The 24,820-nt window shown below is 40.4% G+C and carries 25 protein-coding genes and 2 pseudogenes; 14 read left to right on the top strand and 13 right to left on the bottom strand.

What is annotated here, in order from left to right; all coding sequences use genetic code 11:
- Complete coding sequence (locus tag JMW39_RS12440; RefSeq protein ID WP_201547022.1) at positions 1-2,064, bottom strand: heme lyase CcmF/NrfE family subunit; 2,064 nt, start codon at positions 2,062-2,064, stop codon at positions 1-3.
- Positions 2,065-2,591: 527 nt separating this feature from the next.
- Between JMW39_RS12440 and JMW39_RS12445 the strand changes: the two genes are divergently transcribed.
- A complete protein-coding gene (locus JMW39_RS12445) occupies positions 2,592-3,017 on the top strand; it encodes a hypothetical protein (protein ID WP_201547023.1) in 426 nt (141 codons plus the stop codon).
- A gap of 261 nt (positions 3,018-3,278) precedes the next feature.
- On the opposite strand, the gene tatC is transcribed toward JMW39_RS12445, so the two are convergent.
- From tatC to JMW39_RS12465, 4 genes and pseudogenes are all read right to left on the bottom strand, one after another.
- Positions 3,279-4,139, bottom strand: coding sequence for a twin-arginine translocase subunit TatC (gene tatC / locus JMW39_RS12450; protein ID WP_201547024.1), 861 nt, complete (start codon positions 4,137-4,139; stop codon positions 3,279-3,281).
- Positions 4,136-4,522, bottom strand: a complete 387-nt coding sequence (gene tatB, locus JMW39_RS12455; protein ID WP_201547025.1) for a Sec-independent protein translocase protein TatB — start codon at positions 4,520-4,522, stop codon at positions 4,136-4,138. The genes tatC and tatB overlap by 4 nt, the downstream gene beginning before the upstream one ends.
- A gap of 55 nt (positions 4,523-4,577) precedes the next feature.
- Positions 4,578-4,835: a Sec-independent protein translocase subunit TatA gene (tatA, locus tag JMW39_RS12460; protein ID WP_201541813.1), complete on the bottom strand. Its 258-nt coding sequence runs from the start codon at positions 4,833-4,835 to the stop codon at positions 4,578-4,580.
- Positions 4,836-5,280: 445 nt separating this feature from the next.
- Positions 5,281-5,733 (bottom strand): annotated as a pseudogene (locus tag JMW39_RS12465) (manganese efflux pump MntP family protein); the annotation flags it as partial.
- 102 nt (positions 5,734-5,835) lie between these two features.
- On the opposite strand from JMW39_RS12465, the gene JMW39_RS12470 reads away from it, so the two are divergent.
- A protein-coding gene (locus JMW39_RS12470) for an IS3 family transposase (RefSeq protein WP_201547027.1) occupies positions 5,836-6,923 on the top strand; the annotation gives its coding sequence in 2 pieces (ribosomal slippage) (positions 5,836-6,088 and positions 6,088-6,923; 1,089 coding nt in all).
- Positions 6,924-7,043: 120 nt separating this feature from the next.
- Positions 7,044-7,970, top strand: a complete 927-nt coding sequence (locus JMW39_RS12475) for an IS30 family transposase (protein ID WP_201547028.1) — start codon at positions 7,044-7,046, stop codon at positions 7,968-7,970.
- Positions 7,971-8,024: 54 nt separating this feature from the next.
- Here the strand turns inward: JMW39_RS12475 and JMW39_RS12480 are convergent, their stop codons facing one another.
- The gene (locus JMW39_RS12480; RefSeq protein ID WP_144297959.1) at positions 8,025-8,234 is read right to left on the bottom strand and encodes a plasmid partition protein ParG; all 210 of its coding nucleotides are present in this window, start codon (positions 8,232-8,234) and stop codon (positions 8,025-8,027) included.
- Between the two features lie 3 nt (positions 8,235-8,237).
- Positions 8,238-8,876, bottom strand: coding sequence for a ParA family partition ATPase (gene parA, locus JMW39_RS12485; RefSeq protein WP_201547029.1), 639 nt, complete (start codon positions 8,874-8,876; stop codon positions 8,238-8,240).
- Positions 8,877-9,177: 301 nt separating this feature from the next.
- On the opposite strand from parA, the gene JMW39_RS12490 reads away from it, so the two are divergent.
- Both JMW39_RS12490 and JMW39_RS12495 read left to right on the top strand, forming a co-directional pair.
- On the top strand, positions 9,178-9,402 hold the full coding sequence (locus tag JMW39_RS12490; RefSeq protein ID WP_025652654.1) for a helix-turn-helix domain-containing protein: 225 nt from the start codon (positions 9,178-9,180) through the stop codon (positions 9,400-9,402).
- Between the two features lie 156 nt (positions 9,403-9,558).
- Complete coding sequence (locus tag JMW39_RS12495; RefSeq protein ID WP_101204329.1) at positions 9,559-9,834, top strand: hypothetical protein; 276 nt, start codon at positions 9,559-9,561, stop codon at positions 9,832-9,834.
- Between the two features lie 188 nt (positions 9,835-10,022).
- On the opposite strand, the gene JMW39_RS12500 is transcribed toward JMW39_RS12495, so the two are convergent.
- Together JMW39_RS12500 and JMW39_RS12505 are read right to left on the bottom strand one after the other, a co-directional pair.
- Positions 10,023-10,979 (bottom strand): hypothetical protein, encoded by a 957-nt coding sequence (locus JMW39_RS12500; RefSeq protein ID WP_087813584.1) that lies wholly within the window; start codon positions 10,977-10,979, stop codon positions 10,023-10,025.
- A 25-nt stretch (positions 10,980-11,004) separates the two neighbouring features.
- On the bottom strand, positions 11,005-13,653 hold the full coding sequence (locus JMW39_RS12505) for a MobA/MobL family protein (protein ID WP_201547030.1): 2,649 nt from the start codon (positions 13,651-13,653) through the stop codon (positions 11,005-11,007).
- A gap of 263 nt (positions 13,654-13,916) precedes the next feature.
- Here JMW39_RS12505 and JMW39_RS12510 point away from each other — a divergent pair, with 263 nt between their 5' ends.
- The 7 genes from JMW39_RS12510 (at position 13,917) to JMW39_RS12540 (ending at position 17,884) form a co-directional block, all read left to right on the top strand.
- Complete coding sequence (locus JMW39_RS12510; RefSeq protein ID WP_201547031.1) at positions 13,917-14,258, top strand: hypothetical protein; 342 nt, start codon at positions 13,917-13,919, stop codon at positions 14,256-14,258.
- A 198-nt stretch (positions 14,259-14,456) separates the two neighbouring features.
- Positions 14,457-14,627, top strand: coding sequence for a hypothetical protein (locus JMW39_RS12515; protein WP_156410067.1), 171 nt, complete (start codon positions 14,457-14,459; stop codon positions 14,625-14,627).
- Positions 14,628-14,953: 326 nt separating this feature from the next.
- On the top strand, positions 14,954-15,910 hold the full coding sequence (locus JMW39_RS12520) for a replication initiation protein (RefSeq protein WP_058368520.1): 957 nt from the start codon (positions 14,954-14,956) through the stop codon (positions 15,908-15,910).
- An 83-nt stretch (positions 15,911-15,993) separates the two neighbouring features.
- Positions 15,994-16,221, top strand: coding sequence for a type II toxin-antitoxin system RelB/DinJ family antitoxin (locus JMW39_RS12525; RefSeq protein WP_058368521.1), 228 nt, complete (start codon positions 15,994-15,996; stop codon positions 16,219-16,221).
- Positions 16,222-16,223: 2 nt separating this feature from the next.
- Entirely contained in the window at positions 16,224-16,463 is a 240-nt protein-coding gene (locus JMW39_RS12530) for a BrnT family toxin (RefSeq protein WP_373429194.1), read from the top strand.
- Between the two features lie 29 nt (positions 16,464-16,492).
- Positions 16,493-16,657: a hypothetical protein gene (locus JMW39_RS12535; RefSeq protein WP_156410068.1), complete on the top strand. Its 165-nt coding sequence runs from the start codon at positions 16,493-16,495 to the stop codon at positions 16,655-16,657.
- A gap of 258 nt (positions 16,658-16,915) precedes the next feature.
- Complete coding sequence (locus tag JMW39_RS12540) at positions 16,916-17,884, top strand: DNA-binding protein (RefSeq protein ID WP_201547032.1); 969 nt, start codon at positions 16,916-16,918, stop codon at positions 17,882-17,884.
- A 1,177-nt stretch (positions 17,885-19,061) separates the two neighbouring features.
- Here JMW39_RS12540 and JMW39_RS12545 read toward each other — a convergent pair.
- Positions 19,062-19,316: a Txe/YoeB family addiction module toxin gene (locus tag JMW39_RS12545; RefSeq protein ID WP_045456466.1), complete on the bottom strand. Its 255-nt coding sequence runs from the start codon at positions 19,314-19,316 to the stop codon at positions 19,062-19,064.
- Entirely contained in the window at positions 19,313-19,603 is a 291-nt protein-coding gene (locus JMW39_RS12550) for a type II toxin-antitoxin system Phd/YefM family antitoxin (protein WP_045456463.1), read from the bottom strand. Before JMW39_RS12550 ends, JMW39_RS12545 begins: the two co-directional genes overlap by 4 nt.
- An 878-nt stretch (positions 19,604-20,481) precedes the next feature.
- Here JMW39_RS12550 and JMW39_RS12555 point away from each other — a divergent pair.
- Both JMW39_RS12555 and JMW39_RS12560 read left to right on the top strand, forming a co-directional pair.
- Entirely contained in the window at positions 20,482-21,471 is a 990-nt protein-coding gene (locus tag JMW39_RS12555) for a nucleotidyltransferase (RefSeq protein ID WP_201547033.1), read from the top strand.
- 6 nt (positions 21,472-21,477) lie between these two features.
- Positions 21,478-22,407: an S-4TM family putative pore-forming effector gene (locus JMW39_RS12560; RefSeq protein ID WP_201547034.1), complete on the top strand. Its 930-nt coding sequence runs from the start codon at positions 21,478-21,480 to the stop codon at positions 22,405-22,407.
- A 71-nt stretch (positions 22,408-22,478) separates the two neighbouring features.
- Here JMW39_RS12560 and JMW39_RS12565 read toward each other — a convergent pair whose 3' ends face one another.
- Both JMW39_RS12565 and JMW39_RS12570 read right to left on the bottom strand, forming a co-directional pair.
- Positions 22,479-23,516: an Abi family protein gene (locus tag JMW39_RS12565; RefSeq protein ID WP_201547035.1), complete on the bottom strand. Its 1,038-nt coding sequence runs from the start codon at positions 23,514-23,516 to the stop codon at positions 22,479-22,481.
- A gap of 189 nt (positions 23,517-23,705) precedes the next feature.
- Positions 23,706-24,695, bottom strand: a pseudogene (locus tag JMW39_RS12570) (type I restriction endonuclease subunit R, EcoR124 family); the annotation flags it as partial.
- Positions 24,696-24,820: the final 125 nt, after the last annotated feature.

A 24,820-nucleotide genomic window follows, 5' to 3' on the forward strand; every position in this document is an offset into this window, starting at 1 on the left:
TTAGCGCTCCTCTACTGACTGAGTAACTGAACTATTAACTAATTTTACCCCAGTCTTTATATCTATAGGCCTGTCTTCATAGATACCATAGTCAAGATCATCTTCTAAAATTTTGGAATACTTCCTAGGTTTGATGCGATAACGAGGATCTAACATCGATATCACTACACCGAGTACCATGATAATAGAACCCAGCCAAATCCAACGGATAAGTGGTTTGACATAGATGCGGATGGCCCACTGATTACTGTCTTCAGCGATAGGTTCACCTAACGCGACATATAGATCTCGGCTTAGTCGGTCATCAATTGCAGCTTCGGTCATCGGCATCATACTCACCACGTAAGTACGTTTTTGTGGCCGCAATGTCGTAACCGATTGACCCTCTTTACTGACTAAGACTTCGGCTTCGGTCGCATCATAGTTACTGCCTTTGACCTCTGTAAAACTTTTAATCTCAAAATCATAACCTTGAACATGAACGCTGTCGCCGATACCCATCGCCACATCGGTTTCAATACTCATACTAGAGGTAAATGCCACACCTATCGCGGCGATTAATACGCCTACGTGGGCGGTCTGCATGCCCCAATAACTACTTTTCAGACGTTTAATACCAGCCAGTCGAGTTTTAGCGTTTTTAGTCTTATCTTTAATATCGATGAACATCCATGCCAATACCCATAGACTCAACGCGACAGTCACCGCGATATTAAACATTGCTACTGGATACACGAAATAGCTGATAATTGCACCCAAAACAGCACTGCTAATACCGATAATCAGTGCCGGTCCAAGTAAAGGTCGACTGTCCTTCTTCCAACGAATATTCGAGCCCATGCCCATCGCAAGCATTAATAACCACGTTAGCGGTACAAATAAAGCATTAAAATAAGGCGCACCAACGGAGACTTGGCCTAAATTAAAGGCATCAGCAATGATAGGATACAAGGTACCAAGTAGGACGACTAAAGTCGCTATTAAGATAATGGCGTTATTGATGACTAAAAAAGACTCACGCGATATCGCGCGATATTGACTTTCAACAGTCAACTGCCAGCCACGCAGCGCAAACATAATTAATCCACCGCCGATGACTATCGCTAAAATAACTAAAATAACGAGGCCTCGGGTTGGATCAGCTGCAAATGAATGCACAGAGGTAATGACGCCAGAACGCACAAGGAAGGTACCTAGCAAACTTAGCGCAAAGGTAAAGATGGCCAGCATAATGGTCCATGCCTTAAAGACACCACGCTTTTCAGTGACAGCCAATGAATGCAATAATGCCGTACCCGCCAGCCATGGCATCAAAGAAGCATTCTCCACTGGATCCCAAAACCACCAGCCACCCCAGCCAAGCTCATAATAAGCCCACCAAGAACCCAGAGCGATGCCTAGCGTTAAAAAACCCCAAGCCGCCTGAGTCCAAGGCCGCGACCAGCGTGCCCATACTGCATCCAGCCTCCCTGCCCACAATGCTGCCATACAAAAAGCAAAAGGCACGACCATGCCAACATAACCCATATATAGCATTGGCGGGTGAATGATTAATCCAGGATCTTGTAGTACTGGATTTAGGTCTACACCATCGACCATTAGATAAGGCAAGGTGCGATTAAACGGCGATGAGGTGAAAATAAGCATCGATAACATCATCGTCTGCACGCCAGCCATAATAACCAACACCCGCGCACGCATAGATAATGGTAAACCGCGGCTAAATAAAGAGACTAATGCTGCCCAAGTCGCCAGAATAGTCATCCATAACAATAACGAGCCTTCGTGGCCACCCCAAGTCGCTGATACTCGGTAATACCAAGGTAGTAAGCTATTAGAGTGTTGGGTCACATATTCCAGACTAAAGTCATTGTAATAAAACCCTGCCATCAATCCTACGAATGACAGCATCATCATAGAGAATTGTGCCCAAGCTAGACTAGGCGCTAAACGTTGCATAGCAACATTGTTATTTAATACACCCCATGTAGGTAATATCACTTGCAATATGGCGAGCACAAAGGCTACCAGCAAAGCAAAATATCCCAGCTCTGTGATTAGCATATATCTGACCTTATTTGATCGGCTTAAGTCATCATTAAGAGTGACCTAGAAATTTAAAGTAAACTGACTGAAGTAGAGCTTAAAACCATTCTAACATTAATGATTTTTTTTTGATATTTACGTCTCAAGTCTTAGCCAAATTTATGCCGATTTATCGAGACTAATAATGGCTTCAAGCCAGCATTTATGCGGAATTTTTGCATGTAAGCATTTTCTTATGAAGCAGTAGATTAAGACCTCAGAGTGCGTTAAGTGCGGAAGCCTACTCAATAAATTATCATTTGCTCTATTACTTTATTTATTTTAGGTAATCAGCGCTTACTTATATTCAGCCAACCATAAGACATGACTCATTGACAGGTAGTTACGAATTTTTAACATAATTGTGCTGTAACTGATAAGGTAGCTACCCTTAATTGTTAGTATAGTCCTATGATATTAATTAAACCTTACTGATTAGCATTTTATCTAACGGCATAACTTTAAAGGTTATTACCAACTAATTAGGCTAGAGAGCTGAGAGCATTATGAATATGATAAATAAAACTCTAAAAACTGCTACCATAATCCAACTATCCCCTGACAATAAGAAATCAAACACCACCCGTAGAAAATGGCTATTTGTCATACTAGCAACATCGGCATTAACATTAAGTGCTTGTGATAAAAAAGACGAATCAACGATGGAAGGTTCAGCTCTAGAGGTTGACTCACAAACATCAGAGCAAGAAGCAGCAGCTGAGATAGCTATTTCCAGTGAGCCCATGCATAGTAACCGAGAGGAAAGTGCTATTCTGCCAAGTAATGATATGCCTGAGAATACTGGGGCAGTTTCCGAGGATGGTGCGATAGTCAGCGAAGATATGTCAAATGACGATGTAGGTATTAACCGTAGTAATGATTCTGAAGTGTTAAATAGTGGTGAAACAGAAGAACCCGTCTCGACTTATTAATATTGAAGTTCTCGGGAGATATCAGAGACCAATCTATTTGAATCAGAGAACTAGATAATAAAATCTAAGCCCCACTACCAGCGAGTGTCCATTAAACAAGTGTTTTTAGTAAACTTGCATAATCTACTGAAAGTCTAGAGTAAGCATCTAAAGAATAGTAAGTTTGGTGTCGTCCATTTGATTTGCTTATCTTAGCCAGTGAGTCAGCTATCAAAGAGAGGTACTTGGCGTGTTTAAGGTATTGCTGGCTACTTTCTATTGCTAGGTACTTTCTAATGTTTCATTCCCTGAGACTAAATCGTTATTTCGTTCACTTTTAATTAATATTTTTGCTAAGAGTAAACCCAGCTCAAACAGTAGCCACATAGGAATCGCTAGTAACAGCATTGATACGCCATCAGGCGGTGTCACTACCGCGGCAATCCCAAAACAGCCGACTATAATATAACGACGCTTATCTTCTAGACTCTGAGTAGAAACGATTCCGGCCATTATCAGTAGTAAGGTGACCACTGGAATCTCAAAAGTCAGTCCAAACACCATAAACAATTTGAGTGCAAAGCTCAGATAACTGTCAATATCGGTCATCGGTATGACGTTCTGCGGAGCGAACATAATAAAAAATTTCAATACCCCTTTGAGTACGACAAAGTAGGAAAAAGCAACACCCGCATAAAATAGAAATATTGAAGATAGCAGTACAGGAATGGCAATTTTCTTCTCTTTTTTATATAAGCCGGAAGCTACAAATGACCAAATTTGATACAGGATATAAGGCATTGCTAAAAATGCGGCGACGAATATCGTTAAGCGAATGGGTGCCATAAAGTTTGATGTTATGTCGGTGGCAATCATAGTCGAATTGAGGGGTAACTGCGCCACTAATGGGTCTGATAAAAGATTATAAAGCTCGCGTGAAAACCCTACCAATGCTAAAAATATAATTAAAACGGCAACGCATATTTTTATTAAGTGTGTGCGCAGCTCGATTAAGTGTTCAGTGATAGGCATATCGCCAAGCGTACCTAACGTATCTCCAGACTCATTATTTTGTATTGTTGCCTCAAACTCTGTATCTGCTATTTTTTCTTGTCGACTTTTTTGCCGTTTAAATAGGCTCACTGATCCGCCTCCTGTTTAATGAACGAGGAGGAAGTATTCGGTTGATTGTCTTTATCATAAGGAGTGATTGGCTGATGCGAAACGTCTAAGCTTTTGTTCTGTGAATGCTCAAATTTTTGCATACTGCCACGCATTTCCACCATTTCACGCTTCATATCCGACTCGGTCTGACGGATTTTTGCAAGTTCATTTTGCATTTGTTGACGCGTTTCAGCTAGATCAAGCTCAGCTTCTATTTCAGACTGTAGTGTTGATACTATACGACGCATTTTGGCATACCATTGCCCAGCGGTACGTGCGGCTTGCGGCAGTTTTTCTGGGCCCAATACGATTAAAGCAATGACGCCAAACAAGAGTAATTCGGAAAACCCAATATCAAACATAACAGTCACATATATTAATAGACTACTTAGTGCCGCTATTTATAAGCGGCGCGCTTCATACTTTGTGCTTATCATAAGTGGTGACGGGGCTGATTTCCATATCATCAACCTGACTGCCTGCTTGTGTATCATTTTCATGGCTAAGCACACGTTTGTTATGAGCATGCTCAGTTTCTTCATCTTTCACTGCTTCTTTAAAACCCTTTACTGCACCACCTAAGTCTTTGCCAGCATTTTTAAGCTTAGCAGTACCAAATACGACCACCACTACTACCAATAAAATTAGCCAATGTGTAATTGAAAAACTACCCATGACGGTATCCTTATATTTTGAGATCTTGTTTAGACCAGTATTTGTAAGTGTGTTTTAGAAATCTCCTCCTCATACTAACATCACAGCTTCAAGCAGCGCAATCACTGAGTTATGCTGAAGAAATTGTAGAAACTAACTTGGGAAATTTTAATCAGAAAGCTTAATGATGATGACCCATACTATCGACCTCATAGACATTAAATTCATATCCAACACTAGCAGTTCGATTCCTATATAGAGAATTGAACCCAATTAAAGCACCTCAACAAGTACAACATTATTCAATGATTTTAGTTCCCCTAGTGAGGACACAAATCTTCAGCTGTAGGCTAATAATAAAAATAGCCCACATTGTTTATAGCAGCTCAGTGTACCTTTCAACATGAAGCAATCGTATTCCTATCTTTTGATTAGTCTCTGAAAATTCTCAAATATAAGATCGCCTTTACACCACCATATTCACACCAATAGCGATCAACACCAAACCGCCTAGCGCTTCTGCCCAACTGCCGAGCCATGTCCCTGATTGGCGTCCTATATAAGCTCCTAAGACACTTAAAATAGCGGTCGTCAGTGCAATGATTAAACAGGCAACATAAGCATTAACAGCCAACAGATTTAAGGTAAAGCCTGCTGCCATGGCATCGAGACTGGTAGCTATGGCTAACGACAGCAAGGTTTTATGACTTAAATTGATCCGAGTATCATCGTCATTAACGGAACGTGACTCATAGAGCATTTTGATGCCAATTGCTACCAATATGACAAAAGCAACCCAAGCCGCCCCTTCAGCAAACCAGCCCAGCATGGTAGAGCCAAGTGCGTAACCAATCAGCGGCATTATTCCCTGAGCAACCCCAAAATACAAACCTATAAGTAAAGCCATTTTTATAAATTGCGGCTTAGATTCAGCTCGGTGCGTGGAACGGTAATCCCCCCAATAAATAAGAACACTTACAAATAGAAACTAACTGCTAAAATACCAGCAGGAGATTTCGACATGAAAAAATCAAGATTTACCGACACTCAGATTGTTAATATACTCAAACAAGCAGAACAAGGCGTACCTGTCAGTGACATACTACGTGAACACAATATAAGCCAGAGCACGTTTTACAAATGGCGCTCCAAATATGGTGGCATGGATGCCTCATTAATTACCCGTCTTAAAGAATTAGAAGCTGAGAACGCTCGTCTGAAGAAGATGTACGCCGAGGAACGGCTTAAATCAGACATCTTACAGGACGCCATGTCAAAAAAGTGGTAGCGCCCTCTAGGCGCAAAGAGCTTGCTCAGCATTACATCAATGCCAGAGCCATTAGCATCCGTTTAGCCTGTCTGATCTTTAACATCAGCACAACCTGCTATTACTATCAGCCAAAGACAGCGGATGACAATGAGCAGATAGCTAAGCTGTTGATTGATTTAACAAGTAGTCATAAAAACTGGGGCTTTAAACTATGCTTCTTATATCTAAGAAATGTACTGGGTCTGCCTTATAACCATAAACGTGTTTATCGTATCTACCGTGAGCTTGAATTAAACCTAAGAATAAAGCCTAAACGGCGTATTAAACGAGACAAACCCCAAAAGCTTGCTGTACCTTCTAACATCAATCAAAGCTGGAGCATGGACTTTATGCACGATGCTTTAACCGATGGTCGTGCCATTAGACTCTTTAATGTCATTGATGACTTTAATCGTGAAGCATTAACCATTGAGGTTGACTTCTCGTTGCCAGCTCAAAGAGTGATACGTAGTTTAAATCAGCTTATAGAGTACCGTGGTAAGCCTAATCAAATCAGGTGTGATAATGGCCCTGAATACATCAGTAATGATTTAAAGGATTGGGCAACTAAGCAAGGTATCGTTATTGAATATATCGAGCCTGGTAATCCCCAGCAAAATGCTTATGTTGAACGATTTAATAAAACAGTGCGTTATGATTGGCTTAATCAAGAATTGTTTGATAGTTTAGATCAAGTGAGACAACAAGCCGAAGCTTGGATCAATCACTATAATAACGAAAGACCCAATATGGGTAATGGTGGCTTTACGCCGATTCAGAAATTTAATATGGCAGCTTAGTTCTACTTATTTAGTGCTTAGATTAACACATGAAGTGCAATACCAAATGCAAGGTAAAAAAAAGACCTAGATGCGCTAGCATCAAAGTTTTTATCCACCGACCAAAGTGAGATTGCAACCATGAGCTATACACATCTAAGCCTAGGGGAACGATACCAGATTTATGCCCTTATAGGGGCAAAACATAGTATTAATTTTATAGCGAGGGCGTTAAACAGAAGTCCCAGTACCATATCAAGAGAGCTTAGACGCAATAAAAGCCTACGAGGTTACCGAGCAAAGCATGCTAATAACAAGGCTTGTGACAGACGGGCTAACAACGCCACAACTATTGTGGCTGACATCTGGGCATGGGTGACAGACAAGCTTAAAGAGAACTTGCGTCCTGAGCAAATATCTGGCGTTCATGCTGGTATCAGTCATATGAGCATTTATCGCTATATTTGGCGTGATAAGAGGCAGGGCGGCACATTGTGGCAGTGTCTCAGACGTAAAGCCAAACCATACCGGCAGCGTCTAACCGCTGAGACTCCAGGCCGTATCAATGACAGAGTCTCGATTCATGAGCGCCCTTGTATTGTTGAAGAACGCTCACGTATTGGTGACTGGGAAGCGGATACCGTTATCGGTCAGCATCACAAGCAAGCGATTGTCACGCTCGTTGAACGTAAAACGGGGCTGCTGAAGATGAAGCGTGTGGGTCATAAAACAGCCCAGCAAGTATCAGAGGCAATGATAGAGCTCTTAGCGCCAGTGAGTTTGCAGGTTAAGACCATTACCTCTGACAATGGTAAAGAGTTTGCTCAGCATAAGAAGGTGAAACAAAAGCTCTTTAGCCCTTTCTTCTTTGCCGATGCTTATGCGTCATGGCAGCGAGGAACCAACGAGAATACCAATGGCCTTATCAGAGAGTACTTGCCTAAGGGTTGTGACTTTAGACAAGTCTCTGATAATGAAATACAGGACATTGAGAACAAACTAAACAACAGACCAAGAAAACGATTAGGGTTTAAGACGCCTATGCAGGCGTTCTATAATATTAATTAGCGTTGCACTTGGTGTGTTAATCTAAGTAGGTATAGAAAAACGAATTTTTTATACCTATCGCTCAACCAACTTTTCCTCAATCATCTCAGTCAACAGCTCAGTAACCGTTTTGCGGCTCTCAAGCGCATACCGTTTGAGTGCAACATGCTTATCTTCATCTAGATTGAAATTCACTCGTACCGTCTTTTTGGAACTATCCGTCACATCTGATAGCGCTAACTGATCCTTAACGTTCTTACTAGGACGACCTGCTGATAAACTCATAACTTATTCCTCACCAAAAAATGTTTGAATCTCACTGACCAATGCGGTTATCTCTTGTATCGCATTGCTACTAGGCGATTCGGTATCAAATACTGTCTTACCAAGGGCAGCACTATTAGGATAAGCAACTCGCTGCATCACTCTGGTCTCTAATACCGGAAGATTATAATCAAGCAGCGCGGTTGCCACCTCTTTACCAATATTGGTATTTTGAATGGCGCGTGAAACGACAAAGGCTGCCTTTAGTTGGCCATCCATCATCTCAATACGCTGCTGCACTAAATCAACCAAATCGCTGGTCGCCCAGATATCATAGGGGCTCGGCTGCACCGGAATCAATATAAAATCAGCCGCTTTTATAGCAGAAATAGCCAGACTAGTAGCTTGCGGCGATCCATCGATCACCACATAATCTTTATCAGAGACGCTTTTTAAATCTTTATCAAGTGTTGGTCTATCAAGCCCGATCACTGGTACCGGATTGTCTTCATCAACCGCTCTCCAGTCACGCGCACTGCCCTGCTGATCGCTATCTACTAGCAGAACACTATGGCCTTTCAACTGTAAGCCACGAGCCAGATGCGTTGCGATGGTAGTCTTGCCGCTGCCACCTTTTTGATTTAATACCGCGATTACCTTCATAAATACAGATCCCTGTAGCATGCATTGAGTATATAAGTATATAAGTATAACTAAAAATGTACGTCACATCACTACTAATAGCAATACTTCATAGTCAAAATAGCATCGTCTTTTCTAACTAGCGTCTATCCATTATGATAGACGTCCTGCATTAAAGACAGCATAACAAACTGCCTACTACTAGGTAAATTACCGCTGTTGAATATCAATTTGAGCTACTAAAAGGAATACGTTAGCCGCTCATATTCGTTATAATCCGCTCACCAATCAAAAACCACCAATCGTTAATGAGGAAACCACTATGGTGAAGTGTCACTTATCGACCATCATGGGCGAAAGACGCCTTAAAATTGCCGATGTCGCAAGGGATACTGGCATCAATCGTGGCACCATTACTCGCATGTATCATGAAGAAGCCACCCGAGTTGATCTAGATGTCATCGAGTCTTTATGCACGTATCTTAGAATCAATGTTGGTGATTTATATGAAATCATAAATGAGGACAGCAGTGAGTCGCCTGAGTGAACACCTTCGCTCATAAGACATTATCACCTTTAAAAGTACAAAAAGACCTACAGAAGGTTATTTTCTCTTGCAATAGATTAAAATATAGGTATAATTTGACCTGTAGTAAGTCATTTTATCCATTATTTATACACAATAATCTACAGGAGAATACCAATGAATAACAATCTATCTCGGCTCAACAGCTGCGCTTGGTTTAGTGAACAGACTAAAAATTTAGCCTCTAAGCTGTTATTCAGCTTACAAGTACAGCAAGGCGTACAACTGGCATCATTACTGGGTGTTGACGCTATTCTTTATAATGATGAAGCGATTTATGTCTGGGTGCAACGACAGATAGATGACGGTCTTATGATTGATGATTATGCGTTAAGTACCCTTGAAACTGCTTTTATAGAGTTGGTCACAGCTCATACTGACCAAGCAGCCTAGTCACTTTAGCTTATATTTACAGACTTCTTGTTTAACAAGAAACAATAACCCTTAAAGCCAGATAAAGTGTCATTATCTGGCTTTTTAATATAGACAAAGATAACGACAATCAAACAAGCCTTTTTTCAGTCTTATATGTTTCAGAAGACGCACTTTTGGGCAATATAGCTCACTATTACCATACGTCTTTACTCAGTCGGCTTTGCACGCGGCACCCCAGCTATTTTATAATAAACAAAGCCTCTCTCATCTCTCAAAACACTCTTACTGTCTGCTCTAACGCACCAGCTGATTGCATCAGGCTGCTCTTTATTAACATCACAAGCCAAAATAAACTGCGCACTTTGAGCATTATTAAAGGCCTGTTTCCAACCCGTTTCAAGCTCATCGATGCCGCGCTGTAGCTCTGCTTGCTGGTATTTCATCTCTGCAATCTCATCAAAGCTTGGCACATACCAAAATACCAGGGCCACCAAACTTATTATCACAGCCATCGTACCCGCTGCGACAGCGGCTGCAATCCTTTTAATACTCATAGTCTCAATGGACTTATGAATTTTGTCCAAGTCTTTACTAGCTCTAGCCTCGACCTGCTCAATCCGCGTTTTGGTGGTGGTCTCAAAGGTCTCAATATCTTCAATAATCTGCTTATGACCAGCTTGGTACTGATTGGTGAATAGGGCTAGATTGTCAGCGCTTGCGCTAAGTTTATCAGCAACTCCTTGCATGGTACTGATTTGTACCTCTATGCTGTCGTTTTTAGCAGTAACGACCGACTCTACAGCCGTATCAATCTGCTGTTTCATATCGGTGATGATGCCTGCTATTTTGTCATCATAACGACGCGGCATCTCATTGTCAGTAAAAGCCGTCACTGCCGCTTGTAGCTGCTTTAACACGAGTTCTTGATACTGACTCAATGCCTGCGAAGTCGTGCTTGCGCTACTACCTAATTCTTCAATGGCAGAAGACACCTCATTCACCTTGCTATCAATACCGCTAAGCGAACGCTCAAGCCGCCTCGCTACCGCATCATCGGCTCGCTTAATCAGCTCACGCAAGGCCCCAATGACCGGAGTCAATGAAGTCACTAGGTTAACAAGTTGATCGTGTATGTCTTGCTCATTGCTATTGTCTTTATTCATGGGGTACTCATTATTATAATGCCGCCTAAAATGGGCGTGGTGAGGAGTAGCGGCGTGTTTGTGCTTGTTCATGCGCTTGGATGGCGTTCTTCGTTTTTTGCAGGTGATCTGTCACAGTTTGTGTGAGCGTTGCCCCATCTATGGTGATAGCAGGAACGTGCTCAAAGCGCTCATTGATTTTCGTTAACACCTCGACCTTATCTTGATTGTCAGGCAAGCGCTCAAGCTGTTGCCATAGCGTCGTTGCTGCCTTCTGCACCTGCGTTGCAATTTTTTTAGCATCGGTGTCTCGTAAACTTTTTTGTAGTGTCGTAAAGCTGTCAGTGTGTTTTAGAGTAGTGAATATAAATGCTTGTGCGGCAACCGCCTCAGCCGCGTTGATCACTTCGATCGGTGCATCAACGGCCTTAAAATCAAGGGTATTAACGCGGTTACGCACCCGTACCACTAAATTGTCAAATCGATCTCGATATGCTTTGGTCTCATTGATTCGCTGACGCTTAAGAGATGCCTGCTGCCGTCTCTGTTGTAAAGCTACTCGCCGCCTGGTTAAAGCCTCCTCTCGTGCGCGCTCAGCCTCTTCCTTAAGCTTTGCTTGCTCATGTGCTTTATTGAGCTGGTGGTGAAGCACCATCGTACGGTTGCGCCAGTCATCAAGCCGATCTGCGTTCAATTGAGTGGTCTTGGTACGGGTAATCTCATCGTATAGGTCATCATCTTGCACAATCACAGCTTCACTTTGATCCAGTAAGGCGATACGCTGCTCATAAAACGGCGACAGGCGCTGATAGGTTTTCTGACTGGTGTTAATTTGCTGCTTTAACTGTTTGATGTCGTTATCATTGGCAGTCTTAAACGCTTTAACATCAGCGGCCAAGGCCGTCAAACGAGTGTCAGCATCCGCGTCTATCTCTACCGCTTTTAACGTACTGAGCGCCTCACGTTCTTTTTCAAGGTACTTAAAGCGCTCAACGTCCAGATCTGCAAATGCAGCAAACTTATGATAAGTATCCATGTTATTGGTGATATCTATCTCTTGTAGATCCGCAAACGCTTGATCCCACTGTAAGGATAAGTCGGATTTTTCAATATCAATCTCATCAAGAGCTTTAAAGCCAGTCGCCAGTTTATTCAGCTTTGCGGCAAAGGGTTTTAGCGTGGCCTTCAACCCTTTGTAGTCAGCAATGACTTCATTATTAAGCGGGATCAGCTTTTTTAAAACCGTTTTATTGTTCAGCACCGTTTTATCAATCTGTGACAGCTGCTCTTCAAGACGGCTAACAGCGCGGCCTGTTTGTAGGGTATCATCTTGTCTAAACTCCTCAACCAACGCTAAAGCCGCCTTTAGTGCCTCACTTTGCTCTTTTGTGCTTATCTGCCTGGCAAGCTCAATCATTTTTTGGCGGGGGTCACTAAAATCCTGTCCCACCTCCTCGGTGAACCGCTGGGTACTCTTAATGTTTTTATCAATAGTAATAATCTGTTTAGACTGGTGCGCTAACTCTTCATGCAGCGCATCAATGGTTGAAAATAAGGCGCTGCGTACCATCTTTTTTTGACTCACAAAGTCGGCTGAGATTGCTAAAAGCTCATCAAGTGCGTGATCATTGGCCGCATCACTATGCGTCTGACTGTTACTTTTAGGGATAGCGGGTTCAAGTTCAACGGCAGGATCTACAAATCGGATATTACTGAGCTCAATTCGCGCAAAGGGTTTACGCTTTTTATAATGTATTGTGACGCCGTTAACCTCTTGTTCATTGCTTTCTAGGTCAATACGTCCCTTGTCGTCGTACTCAATTACTAAACCATTTTTTTCAATGTAAGCATTGATCTCATCAATCGTCTCGTTGTATTCGTGAATCACTGAACGATTGCCTTTGAGAATATCCTTATATAGTGATTTACCCAGTTTCATTTTTGGCAAACGATTGATGCCCAGCTCACGGTAGGATTTCTCACTAATGGTTTTATTCTTAGGCAGTAGCTCATTGGCCATATCCGCCCAAAGGGTGCGTTGATATTTAAGCTCATCGCCGCGTCCGTTTAACCCCTTAGATAACCGCTCCTCCGTTGACCACTGCAACCAATTCTTGCGTGCTGATAAAGCATAACCCTCAACATCCGCTACTATCTCACGGCTTGAGAGTAAAATATGGGCATGAAAGTTACGACTGGTCAGCTCAACCACTTCAACCTCCCCCACATGTTTCTCGTGACTGTGGGGCCGATGAATGGCCACATCGACAAGCACGTTATAGCGATCAGATAAGGTTTGAGCGTAGCGCTCGGCCAGAACTATACGCTGATCCGCGGTGATCCCATCAGGAAACATCACATCAATCTCAGTACCCAATTGCGCGTTTTTACGAGTCTCAATGCGTTCGATATCATTCCAAAAACCCTCACGTGTCACTGCTAGATCCCCAGCAAGAGTTGGCGTTATCAACGCCGTATGCATCACATTTTTCTCAATAACTTGCGTGTATTTAGTACCATCACTGTCCACTAAATTTAAGATTTTGTCTTTAGCTTTACTGGTGTAATCGTGGACGACTCCTGACTGCTCATCAACCAGTTTTGAGCCAGAATTATAAGCCGACTTTGCCACCACGCTATGATTTTTCGCCTTACTAACGGCGCTAACCGACAGATGAAACCCTTTATTATTCATAGCAAAAAAAACCCAATATTGAGAGATGATTTTTTGGGGGTTGTAGGGGGTTCGCCCCCTGCCGAACGACGGAGTTTATGTAAAAAAATAGTACCCCTTGTGGGTCTTTTTTACATAAACTCCTAAGTTCGCTCTTAACAGAGGGTTAAAATACTACTGCGCCCACGAAACGATGTGGTCTTGTGTATTTTACTACCTTGCATACCTATGTATGTACTGCTAGGATCAACTCTATCATAGTTGGCTAAAAAAAGGATGAGATAATGTCAGTAATATCAGATGATCTATTCGCAGATAAGATAAAGCAGTTACAGGCTATTAAAAAAGAAATCAATCAGGACAGACTTGAGGCACATCAGGTGTTGGGGGAATGGTTGGCCAACGCATTAGACGATGATGACAATCATGAGTTACAAGCTATATTTTTAGACGCACACGATAATGAAAATTACGTTCGTTTAAAAAAGCACCGTGAGTTTTTGAAAGCAATTGCCAATAAAATACAAAGTAAAGCTGAGGTGGTACCAAGCAGCTTTACACCGCCTAAAAGCAGTCAGGACAGTGACCACGGTTCATTGCTTGATGCTTACTCATCAGCACAGTAGCTGCTAGAAATCGCCTAATTGAAGGTACAGCTGGATCGTCTACTAATTAGCGAAAGGTTAGGAGACGGTTATCGGCTGTTTTAAGCGTTTTAGAATAGCTTTAGCTACCATCGTATCGAACAGAGTGTAAAACACATATAAGAGTGGTTTTTAGGCTTTTTGGCAACGATTTAAAAGGAGTTTACAGAGGTATCGATAATGGCTACTGAAAATGAAGATAAACTATCTACAAAAAATGAGACTGATATTGAGAATGTGAAAACAGGGTTGTCCAGAATGACAGATGAAGATATTCAAAATATCTTTGACCATGCTTTTGAAGATTTTCAAAGATCCAAGCTTGATCCGAACTATGTGAACGAGGATTAACATCAAGTAAATGGACAATTGCATTCTGAGCTACTGATAAGTTTTATAAGTGATTGGTCGCTCATATTATCATCTCAAATCCGTCAGTTCTTGAGCTTTTTTCCTATTATTTAATATAAAAACATATTTTTTACTTTTAAAGACTTTTAAAGACTTTTAGGACGCTCTCAGACCTTACCAATTAAGGGCTTCAAGATCTATAAAGCTACAATCAGCTAGGTTAATGCTACAATCAGCTAGGTTAATGCTACAATCAGCTAGGTTAAAAGCTACAATCAGCAGGTATTATGCTACAATTAGATAGATTTGAGCATTAAGGCGTAGATATGACTAACCAAGTTGGTTTATATGAGAAGAAATACCCTGCAAATTGGGTTGTTATGCAAAATCGTATTCTACAAGCGTTTTATGAAATGACACTTGATGAAAAACGGTTGCTGTTGCTTGCTAGTTCAGTAGTGCGTTTGATAGATGCCACTGAAAAAGACACTATAGAGATAACCGCGAAAGCATTTGCAGAGGCTTGCAACATTCAAGTGGATTCTGCTTATACTCAATTAAAAGATGCTAGTGAAACGATGATGAGGCGATTTTTTAGCTATAGAAATGAACGCGGTAGCCGTGTCAATGTACAGTGGGTCATCAGATCAATATATGAAGATGGCTATGTGTCTCTATGTTTTACAGATGAAGTGCTACTGATGTTGAAGGTTTTTGATGAAAATAATCCATTCACTAAATATAAAAAAGAAGATGTACTTAAACTGAAGGGTGAATATTCAATAGATATATACCATCTGGCCAAAAAACATGAGGCAATGAGCTCGTGGACAATGTCACTTGAAGAAATTAGAGAGGAGCTAGCTCTTTCTAAATCTTACGAACGTATTAACAACCTAAAAAGTCGAGTCATCAACCCAAGCGTTGAAGAAATAACAGAAAAGTCAGATATTAAAATCACCTATGAAAACGTTAAACGTGGTCGTACCGTCACAGGACTAAAATTTAATGTCAAAGCTAAGCCCACCAAGAAAAAAAGTCTGGAGGACTTAAATCAGAATAATGAGAATAGAGATATACCATCCTTAACCGTCAAACAGATCGACCGTTTTGCGCCTCTATTGGCTAACTATGCCCCATTTGGTAGCTATGCGCCTTCAGGAAAAAGTACCCAAGAAGTGATCAGCTGGTTACACACTCAATTAAGAGATGAAGCTTTTTTAAAGACCCATAAAAAGCATTTGCTGGCGGTAGGTTATACGTTCCCTAAGCAAAAATCATAGCAAAGAAAAAAGAGTGATTAATCTGGTACTGTCTATACAAATGGTTTATATTATATGTACACAGATAAGCCATTTGTAATGCCATGACGACAACTAATTATAATATCAGGCTCGATCAAGAGCTAAAAGAAAATGCTTTTGCCGTGTTTGAAAGCTATGGTCTAACGCCGTCTCAAGCGATTAAATTGTTCTTGACCCAAGTGGCGCAAACCAATCAAGTACCGCTATCTTTTGAATACCAGAAAGTATCAGCTGTCAGTCAAGATGAATTGCTAATCTATAAAGAGCATACTGACAGAGAGAACAGATAAGCATTAGATTTGAATGGGATGAACAAAAAAACACCAATCAGCGTAAGCACCGTTTATTATTTGAGGCAGCCGCCCGAGTTTTTCTAGACCTTTTATGCCTGCGTCAGCAAGACAGGTATGAAAATGATGAAAAGCAGTGGCAAGCGCTGGGTACAGTAGACGGTACCGCCGTCCTATTGGTAGCCCATACGCAAACAGAAATAGATAATGGTGAGGTTATACGCATTATCTATCTCAGCTAGACGTGTCAAAAAAATTAAAGGGAGCCAGTGTGAACAAAGTTAGCTATCAAATAGACGAGCTACCACCACTAACGGCCAAGCAACAAGTAGATTTAGAGCATTTAGCAACGCTTAATGATGACGACATTGATCTATCAGACATTCCAGAAGTCACCGACTGGTCAGGTGTTAGCCGTGGCAGTATTAAACCATAAGCGTTCTTTACTGAGGCCAGTATCATTGCCAAATTTAAGGATAAAACCAAGCAAACAGGCGCTAATCATTAATAAATGATAGTAATGCGCTAGAAGAGTACTTAACTGATCGTTAGCCCTAATCTAATGATTGTGACCTCAAGATTACTTGAGGTTTTTTTAAGCCTTATATTGTAGTAAATTGTATATTGTATTATACTATATACAACATACTACAAACGCTACATATTTACTCATACAAAATTAAGGACAATAATTATGGCCATTACTACACAGCAAATTCATTCTATTGCTGATCAACTGCACGAACAAGGTATCAAACCTACTTTAGCCGAAGTGCGTAAGGCGCTGGGTGGTGGATCATTCACGACCATCAGTGAAGCCATGAAGTCTTGGCGTCAGGATAACCAACAAGAAGAGCAGCTAAGACAGGTTGAGCTACCAAGTAGCATTGCTGAACGCTTACAAACGCTTGGTGCAGATATGTGGCAGACGGCCATTGATATTGCCAATGATCGCTTGGTGAAAGAGCGTGAGGCACTAGAGAGTATTAAGGCCAAGGCACAAGCTGAGACAGACGAGGCACAAGAGGCGGTTAAGACGCTAGAGAGTGAACAAGCTAATTTGTTGCTAGAGCTCGATGAGGTCACAGCAACTGCAGAGGCAGCGGCAATCACTTCGGCTCAGATTACTGCTGAACGTGACACGCTGATACAGACACTCAGTGATACTCAGCACGCGCTTGAGCTTGAGCAAGCTAAAACAGATGCAGCCCAAGCGCAACTTGCAGAGCTGCGCAGCAGCTTTGATCAGCAAGCAAAAGAGCTTAACGTCAACTTATCAAAAGTGGCCGCGCTTGAAGCCACTGCTAGTAGCGATAAAGCAGAAATTGCACGTCTACAAACAGAACTGACAGTGACTAAGGGTGAGCTAAAGACAGTCACCACTGAACGCAATGAGATAGCGACTGACACAGCAGAAGTCAAAGGGGAGTTAAAGGCCATAGTCGCTGAGCGTAACAAGCTATCAGGACTCAACGATCAGCTGACCCAAACACAGGCTAAGCTTGAAGCTGAGCATAGCGTACTGAATAAGCAGTATAGCGAGCTATCAAGCCATCACCTATCGGAGCAAGAACAAGTGACTCTGTTACAAGATCAACTTAAGAAAGCACAAGATGCTCTAATACTTATTCAAAACAAAGATAATACTTTGGATGCTGACTAAATAAAAGTATTCGAGGTTTCAGTTTAATTAGGATTTCAAGATAAAGAACAGTTATAAGTTTGGGAGGTAGTTTACCCAAGGCATAGATCTCGTTCTATTCACACTAAGCTTATGAATCAACCATGACAATATCGACTCACTGAATAAGTGATTGTTGTATATTAACTATTCTAAATTTTTCTCTGGACTCTTATAGTATATAGCCGAGTGGGCTATATACTACTTAAATTAGCCTAAGTGAATTTATGCTGATTTTGGAGCCTTGAGCAGATTTCAAGGAACACTCACCCTAAAGCGATTATGAGTAGATAAAATACTCACAATCGCTTTAGTGCATTCCTTGGATTTGATGTGATTAGTCATGCCGACTTCATCGCCCATCGCGTCATCAAGACCGTATCACTGTATCAAGCTACGGTTGTTAAGATTACGGCTGATAGCACCGCCTAGACACGCTCTTAACCGCTACTGTACTGTCATACGCTAGCAAGGGCATAAACCCAATATACCGCTACGATATGCACGAGTAACCACTCATTGCGTTGCTCTGATCCTTTGTCTAGTAACCCCTGTAGGGAGCTCACCCTTATGTCAAACGCAGTCGTCACCGAGGCCTGCCACCCATTTGACGGGTAACGGGTACAGAGAGAGCAGCACGAGGATGTAACGAGCGAATAAGTATACGGTAGGTATATTGATATTGAGCAGACTTTAAGATAAAATGCACTTATACGGGCATTTAATGCTGTTCAAATAACGCACTTCAGATGCTTATTTGTTCGTTACAGCGTGTTGACGCACACTGTAACCGTTAATTACATTAAAAACTAAATGCCTCTAGGAGTCAACTCCCAGAGGCATTTTTTTGTTTGTCATGCAGACTAGTTTTTTGATATCTGGTTTTTCGTTGAATTGCTTAGGCTTTTTTTATCGTCATCTTAGCGTAAGCAATTCAATTATTATGAAGTTAGCACATCCTCACAAGACGTTAAGTTCCGGACAATATTGGGTCGGTTCATATTCTGAAATACAAGTCGTGGCTAAGTGCTGCCGTCAGTTGATTGCTGAGATGTCTCAAGAATTAAAGAGTACTTCTGGGGCAGTAACTATCTACCTATCACTATAAAAAATCGCCTGATTTAAAATCAGGCGATTTTTTAGGCTGTCATATCCTTACTTAATAATGATAACGGCACTGGACGATAATGATCGCATCATCTTGAATTTCATAAACCAGCCGATGCTCTTGATCAATTCGACGAGACCAGTAGCCTGCAAGGTCATGTTTGAGTGGTTCAGGTTTGCCAATACCCTTAAATGGGTCACGTTTGATGGCTTTAATCAGCTTACCGATCTGTTTGACTTTCTCTTTACTGGTTTTTTGCCAGTACTCATAGTCCTCCCACGCGTCTTCCGTCCAAGATAGTATCAAGCGTCTACCTCATCATCAAAAGTGAGGGGTATATCTTTGGTATCAATCTCACGTTCAATTAAGCGACCAGCTTTAGCATCAGCAATAGAGCGTCTGAGACGCTTGGCATTGGTAGGGCTGCTTAAAAGATGCAGTGTTTCCTCATACGAGTTAAACTCTTCTAAACTCATCAATACCGTCGGTTTAGCATTTTGTCTTGTAATTAATATCGGGCCTTTATCGGTGTCTACCTTATCGATATACTTTGCTAAGCTCTTTCTAAAATCAGTGTAGTTCACAACGTCCATAATAATTACTCCACGTTTAATTATGTTGGTTATATGACCTATCATTATAGGTTGAATGTTATACTAGTATATACTATATCTGTACTTATATCTGTACATATATTAGTAAGAAGCAAAGGGATAATTTGATATGTCTTCATGTATCTTTTTAAAACGTACATATGAAAGCTGACATATTGATCTTAGTTTAAATTTCTTGGCACGTTTGCCGCCTTATATTGTCGAAAGAAACAAATTTTACTCATATACTCATATACTCATATACTCATATACTCATATACTCATACCATTTTGCAGAAAAGCAATTATGAATGCAATATAATGGTTATTATCAAGCCTTACTGCATTAAATCGATTTTTATATGGCGTTGTGATGCCTTTAAATAAAGATCAAAGGGCGTAGTTTTATTTTTTTATTGTCGTATTCTCTCAGGATGTTGAGTCTCCGACAATCTCAGGGCGGTTCAGCTCTCTTAGCGTCTTGATCCTTAGTGCTGGCTCTCACATAAACACGAACAGTCATAACGCCTCTTTTTATCATTTATACTTAATAATTAATGTCCATTGATAATAGCAAGATATTACTATCATTTAATAATATAAACAAGTCTAATGATAGATAAGTTATTGTTTAGAGGTTTTATGTTTTGGGTATAGGCTAATGATAGGAAAAAAGCACAGCAGCCAGTCTTATAATTCAAAAGTCTGTTATAGATGGTTCCATGCTAACAGTCTGCTTTAAGTAGTCTGTTAATAGGTTTGAAAGGTAAAATAACTGGTTTCCTTGGGGTATGTTCTAAAAATAACTAATATATCTAATCGATGCTAAAATAGAACAAAAATTTATTTTATACATAACAAGATGGAGACTACATATCTTGCCAAAGACAGTTAATGCCGCATTTGCTTCTTTCATGAAGAACACGGTTAATCTAGATCCTGATAAAGTCAAAACCGCAAGAGCTAGTAGGAATTTTTTGCAAAGTAAGATTAAAGGGTTCGATAATTTTTTTCCTTTATATGGCGAGAAAGATATCAGTTTCGGCTCTTTTGCTAGACGTACTAAAATACGAGAATTAGACGACATTGATATAATATTTACGCTAAAAGCCACAGGTTGTAGCTGGAGTGAAGATATTAATGGAACAGTTTATATACATACTCCTGAGGATTCAGAGGAATATAGAAACTACCGTCATTCTGATTCTCTCAAACTAAACTCAAGAAAAGTATTGGGTAAGCTCTTAGTTTCTTTGAAAGGAATATCTCATTATGGACAAGCAGAGATGCATCGCAACTTACATGCCGCAACCCTTAAATTAATTAGCTACGAATGGAATTTTGATGTCGTACCTGCATTTTTCACAACTGAGGATTATTTAGGTAGAAGTTACTATATTATTCCTAATGGAACAGGGGATTGGATGAAAACAGATCCAAGAATTGATCAAAAACGAGTTTCTCAAATCAACACAAATAACAATGGAAAGGTGCTTAATCTAATTAGGTTGGTTAAATATTGGCAACGTCGTAAAACGATGCCCTTAATGCCTTCTTATTTACTAGAAAATTTCGTTCTTAAATATGCTGACGAAAACGTATTAAGTGAATTCGTTGATGTGGGATTTAGGGATTTCCTCCTATTCCTAGCTAATAATATTCATAATGCCTTATATGATCCAAAAGGAATTCAAGGCGATTTAAACACTCTTAGTTATGATGATAGGGTGAAAATAAATACGAAGGCAGCTAGTGACTACTCTACAGCTAATAGAGCTTTTAATTTAGAGGTTTATGATCAAAATCAGGAATCCGCCATCAAAGAGTGGAAAAAAATATTTGGTCCATATTTCCCTAATTATGAGTAATTGCACATGTTGAGCATCGTCGATAATCAAAAAACTAAAGAAGCAATTAAAGCTGGATTAGCTTTCCGCCAAGCTTATAATTATTCAAAAAACTATAAAGCTTGTTTATGGGGTTTAACTTTTTTGCTAGCAGCAGCTCAGTTATTAGTTGTCATAATAAGTAAATATCAGACCAAGATAAACTACATAGAAAATTTAGACTTCTTACCAGTTGCGATTCTTATCGTATATGTATTAATCAATAGTTTTGGTAAGGATAAGATGAAGCGTTGGCATGATAAGGGTTGTGAAATACAAAGCTTACATGACTCTATAGCTCTAGGTGTTACTAGTAAGACTAGAGACCTCGCTATACCTCAATCAGAAATAAATAATTTATACGAGAGTAGGAAGAAAAAGCACCCTGATGACGTGAACACATTTGCCACTTGGTGGGATATTAGCCTAAACGATATAAGTTTTTTTGAGTCTCGTATAGTTTGTGCCTATGTTACTTTTTTTTGGGAAGTAGAGCTTCGAAAAAAATACCAAAGATTTTTAAGTCTTATTTTAATTATCATTATGATAATAAGCCTTATAGTTATCTCCTACTATAATTTTCCTCTAAGAGAGGCTTTGATCTTTATTATTGCGCCTATCACTCCATTTATTTCATTGTTAATCGAAGAGCTTTATGACAATAATAAATGTATTGATGTGGCAGAGGATATAAAAAAGGATAGCTGTCATGATTGGCAAAACGTTTATGACAATAAATTTAATGAGGCCGAAATCAATGATAGCTTTGAAAAACTTATGAGTAGATGGCATGTTTATCGATTAACTACATTACCAATATTTGAATGGCTCTATAAACTGACACAAAAAAGCATGAACATGAACATGGTAGCTAATACAGATTCGCTCGTGGAAAAACTTAAATCACGTAGTAATTAATACTTAATTCATCCCAGGTTTTACATGGAAGGCTTTAGAAATGGCTTTTAATCAACAGACTTATTCTGAATTCATGGCAAAGCTTGACTCCAAAATGGGTCATCATACCAAGCCTCAGGCATTCCCATATTAGCTTTGGAAGTTAGGATAAAGGTATTGCTTTCAATAAGCTGTTTAAGCCTTTCTGCCCATGATGACTTTGGACTGATTTTATAGAGCATGGTTTGCATGGCAACTAAAGTGATATAAGTGCGCCTATGAGCCTTAATAGCAGGGTTGTTCAAAACAATTTCATTTTGTAGCCACATGATGGCAGAAGATGTCGGTATTTTGATGCTACGGCCATGCTCTTTGTTCCAGAGCCTACTATGATGAGCGCAAATGTTGCGAATGTCATTGAAGCTTTTAAGCCATGACTCTAAGATTTCAAGATTTAACCCTAAATTTTGGGCTATCTCCTTTTTATATGCGTTGTTAGCAAGTCCACAGTAAAGATAGGTTAAGTCTCCCCAAGTGAGCATTTCAATCATCATCCACGCAGGCGGTAACCGAGGACTATCATATTTTGACAGATAATGGCGTAAAAAATTTTCCTTTCGTGCATGATCTTTAAGCTTAATTTTATCTTCTGGCGATATTGGGCGTTTTTCTATAGCTTTCTCATCACGCTCTAAACGTCTTTTTTCTTTTAATAGCTGTCTTTCAATATTTGCTAGTAGGCGCTTATGTTCATAATCTGGCTTAAAGTGTGTTTCGTCGGTATACCAGAAAGCGTTATTTGCTCGGCAGCATATCACGTTGCAAACTTGAGCGCGTATCGCAACCTCAATTCGCTCAATGGCATCCATAACTAAAAGCCGCAGCTCACGATCGAAAACATATAGGTTTAATACATCATCGAATGTCGTATTGTCTTTAAATTCATGGCTATGATTTAAGTAATTGACTGCTGATTTTTGAAAAGGAATGGTATAAGCGGATAAGCGATAGTAGCCGATGAAACTTAAGTAGCGTACTGCGCGATTTTGATCTAAAACTTTTAATCCCCGTGACTGCCATTGGCTAATATGATCTTCATGGCTTTTGACATCTTTTTTGAATGGAATCATAACAAGGTCTTAGTAAAATTTAGGCAAAAAAAACCTGCCAATTTGAGCATAATCAGATAAATCTGATCATAGGCTTAGCAGGTATGTTATATAAGTATAATATATTAGGTGGCTAATATAATAAAGGCATTTTTACATTTTTTATTAAAAATATTTAAAACATCCCGAGCGAAATCAGTTTTTTAAACGCTATAGCCTCCCACCCACACCCTTAAATTTCTCAACAAAGGTAGCAATTTTCTGTAGAACACTTTGCTTTTTGGTTAGGTACTGTGGATTAAGAGGGCTTAACTTAGGTAGGACTTCATTCAGCTCCGTACCATTCTCACTGGCGTATTCACGCTTTAAAGATGCCGTTATATAACGCTTAGCTGCCTCTCCATTAAGATTTTCAGCAACAATCATATCTTGGGCTTCACGCTGCTGCTCTGTTTGAGCAAAGCTAAAGAAGGCCTCAATGATGCTAGATTTATCAGGGATGTTATCCAAGTTAGTTTGATTGATAAAATCTACCACCAGGCTTTCTTTAGCACGATTACCAAGGCTTGCTCGAATCACTCGGCGTACTTCTTCGACTAAGGCGGACTTATCCTTGGTATTCTTGTTATGTTCAAAAATCAGCTCAAGGATGTAATCAAGGTTAATCTCTTGAGACTTAAGAAGATCCACCTCAAAAACCACTTCATCCCAGTCAAGCGAGGACTCGCTTTGATCCTTGGCTGCTTTTTCACGGCGCAGCCAATCACGTATGTCGTTATACGTTGATCGATAGTCTTGTACCTCTCGTTCAGCAGGTACATCGATGCTTTGCATGGCAGCAAGATCTTCATCCGTCAAATAGTGCTCAGCTTTGAATGTCTCAACTGCTTCAGCATCAGTAATATCTATGCTTTGAAGCGCTTTTAGGCTCGCGAACTCATCATAGTTTTGTAAGATGTTCTCGACGCGTAAATACTCGCCAAATAACTTAGCAAAGTCCTTTTTGTCCGCCTCTTTGACAATCTCATCAGGGTTAGGAAAGCGTTGTTGCAGCTCTTTAATCACTTCCAAGTAACCACGTCGTGCTTTGCCTGTCGCAATATCGGTAAAGCCTTCCAGATACTCCCTATAGCTTTTTTCCAACACGACATTCTTAGTGTTTCTATCCCCGAACAAAGTGATAGCATCAATGGTCGCTTCGGAGTTTTTCAAGGTAGTTGTCACCATCAAGCTAAATTAAGCGGCTTGTAATCTTTGCTGTTGTTGCTCTTTTACAGGATTTAGCGTTGTTGGCCCTACAGGCTCGCAGTTCCTCACCTCCTGAG

It is taken from the genome of Psychrobacter immobilis (assembly GCF_904846175.1).
In the GTDB taxonomy this organism is placed as follows: domain Bacteria; phylum Pseudomonadota; class Gammaproteobacteria; order Pseudomonadales; family Moraxellaceae; genus Psychrobacter; species Psychrobacter immobilis_E.

Bases quoted from the DNA above. Each gene is read 5' to 3' on its own strand.
- JMW39_RS12565 (WP_201547035.1), bottom strand. From the start codon at position 23,516: ATGATTCCATTCAAAAAAGATGTCAAAAGCCATGAAGATCATATTAGC.
- JMW39_RS12440 (WP_201547022.1), bottom strand. From the start codon at position 2,064: ATGCTAATCACAGAGCTGGGATATTTTGCTTTGCTGGTAGCCTTTGTG.
- JMW39_RS12490 (WP_025652654.1), top strand. From the start codon at position 9,178: ATGGTGAAGTGTCACTTATCGACCATCATGGGCGAAAGACGCCTTAAA.
- JMW39_RS12525 (WP_058368521.1), top strand. From the start codon at position 15,994: ATGACGACAACTAATTATAATATCAGGCTCGATCAAGAGCTAAAAGAA.
- JMW39_RS12505 (WP_201547030.1), bottom strand. From the start codon at position 13,653: ATGAATAATAAAGGGTTTCATCTGTCGGTTAGCGCCGTTAGTAAGGCG.
- JMW39_RS12480 (WP_144297959.1), bottom strand. From the start codon at position 8,234: ATGAGTTTATCAGCAGGTCGTCCTAGTAAGAACGTTAAGGATCAGTTA.
- JMW39_RS12560 (WP_201547034.1), top strand. From the start codon at position 21,478: ATGTTGAGCATCGTCGATAATCAAAAAACTAAAGAAGCAATTAAAGCT.
- JMW39_RS12475 (WP_201547028.1), top strand. From the start codon at position 7,044: ATGAGCTATACACATCTAAGCCTAGGGGAACGATACCAGATTTATGCC.
- JMW39_RS12515 (WP_156410067.1), top strand. From the start codon at position 14,457: ATGGCTACTGAAAATGAAGATAAACTATCTACAAAAAATGAGACTGAT.
- JMW39_RS12550 (WP_045456463.1), bottom strand. From the start codon at position 19,603: ATGGACGTTGTGAACTACACTGATTTTAGAAAGAGCTTAGCAAAGTAT.
- JMW39_RS12540 (WP_201547032.1), top strand. From the start codon at position 16,916: ATGGCCATTACTACACAGCAAATTCATTCTATTGCTGATCAACTGCAC.
- JMW39_RS12510 (WP_201547031.1), top strand. From the start codon at position 13,917: ATGTCAGTAATATCAGATGATCTATTCGCAGATAAGATAAAGCAGTTA.
- JMW39_RS12445 (WP_201547023.1), top strand. From the start codon at position 2,592: ATGAATATGATAAATAAAACTCTAAAAACTGCTACCATAATCCAACTA.
- tatB (WP_201547025.1), bottom strand. From the start codon at position 4,522: ATGTTTGATATTGGGTTTTCCGAATTACTCTTGTTTGGCGTCATTGCT.
- tatA (WP_201541813.1), bottom strand. From the start codon at position 4,835: ATGGGTAGTTTTTCAATTACACATTGGCTAATTTTATTGGTAGTAGTG.
- JMW39_RS12495 (WP_101204329.1), top strand. From the start codon at position 9,559: ATGAATAACAATCTATCTCGGCTCAACAGCTGCGCTTGGTTTAGTGAA.
- JMW39_RS12520 (WP_058368520.1), top strand. From the start codon at position 14,954: ATGACTAACCAAGTTGGTTTATATGAGAAGAAATACCCTGCAAATTGG.
- parA (WP_201547029.1), bottom strand. From the start codon at position 8,876: ATGAAGGTAATCGCGGTATTAAATCAAAAAGGTGGCAGCGGCAAGACT.
- JMW39_RS12500 (WP_087813584.1), bottom strand. From the start codon at position 10,979: ATGAATAAAGACAATAGCAATGAGCAAGACATACACGATCAACTTGTT.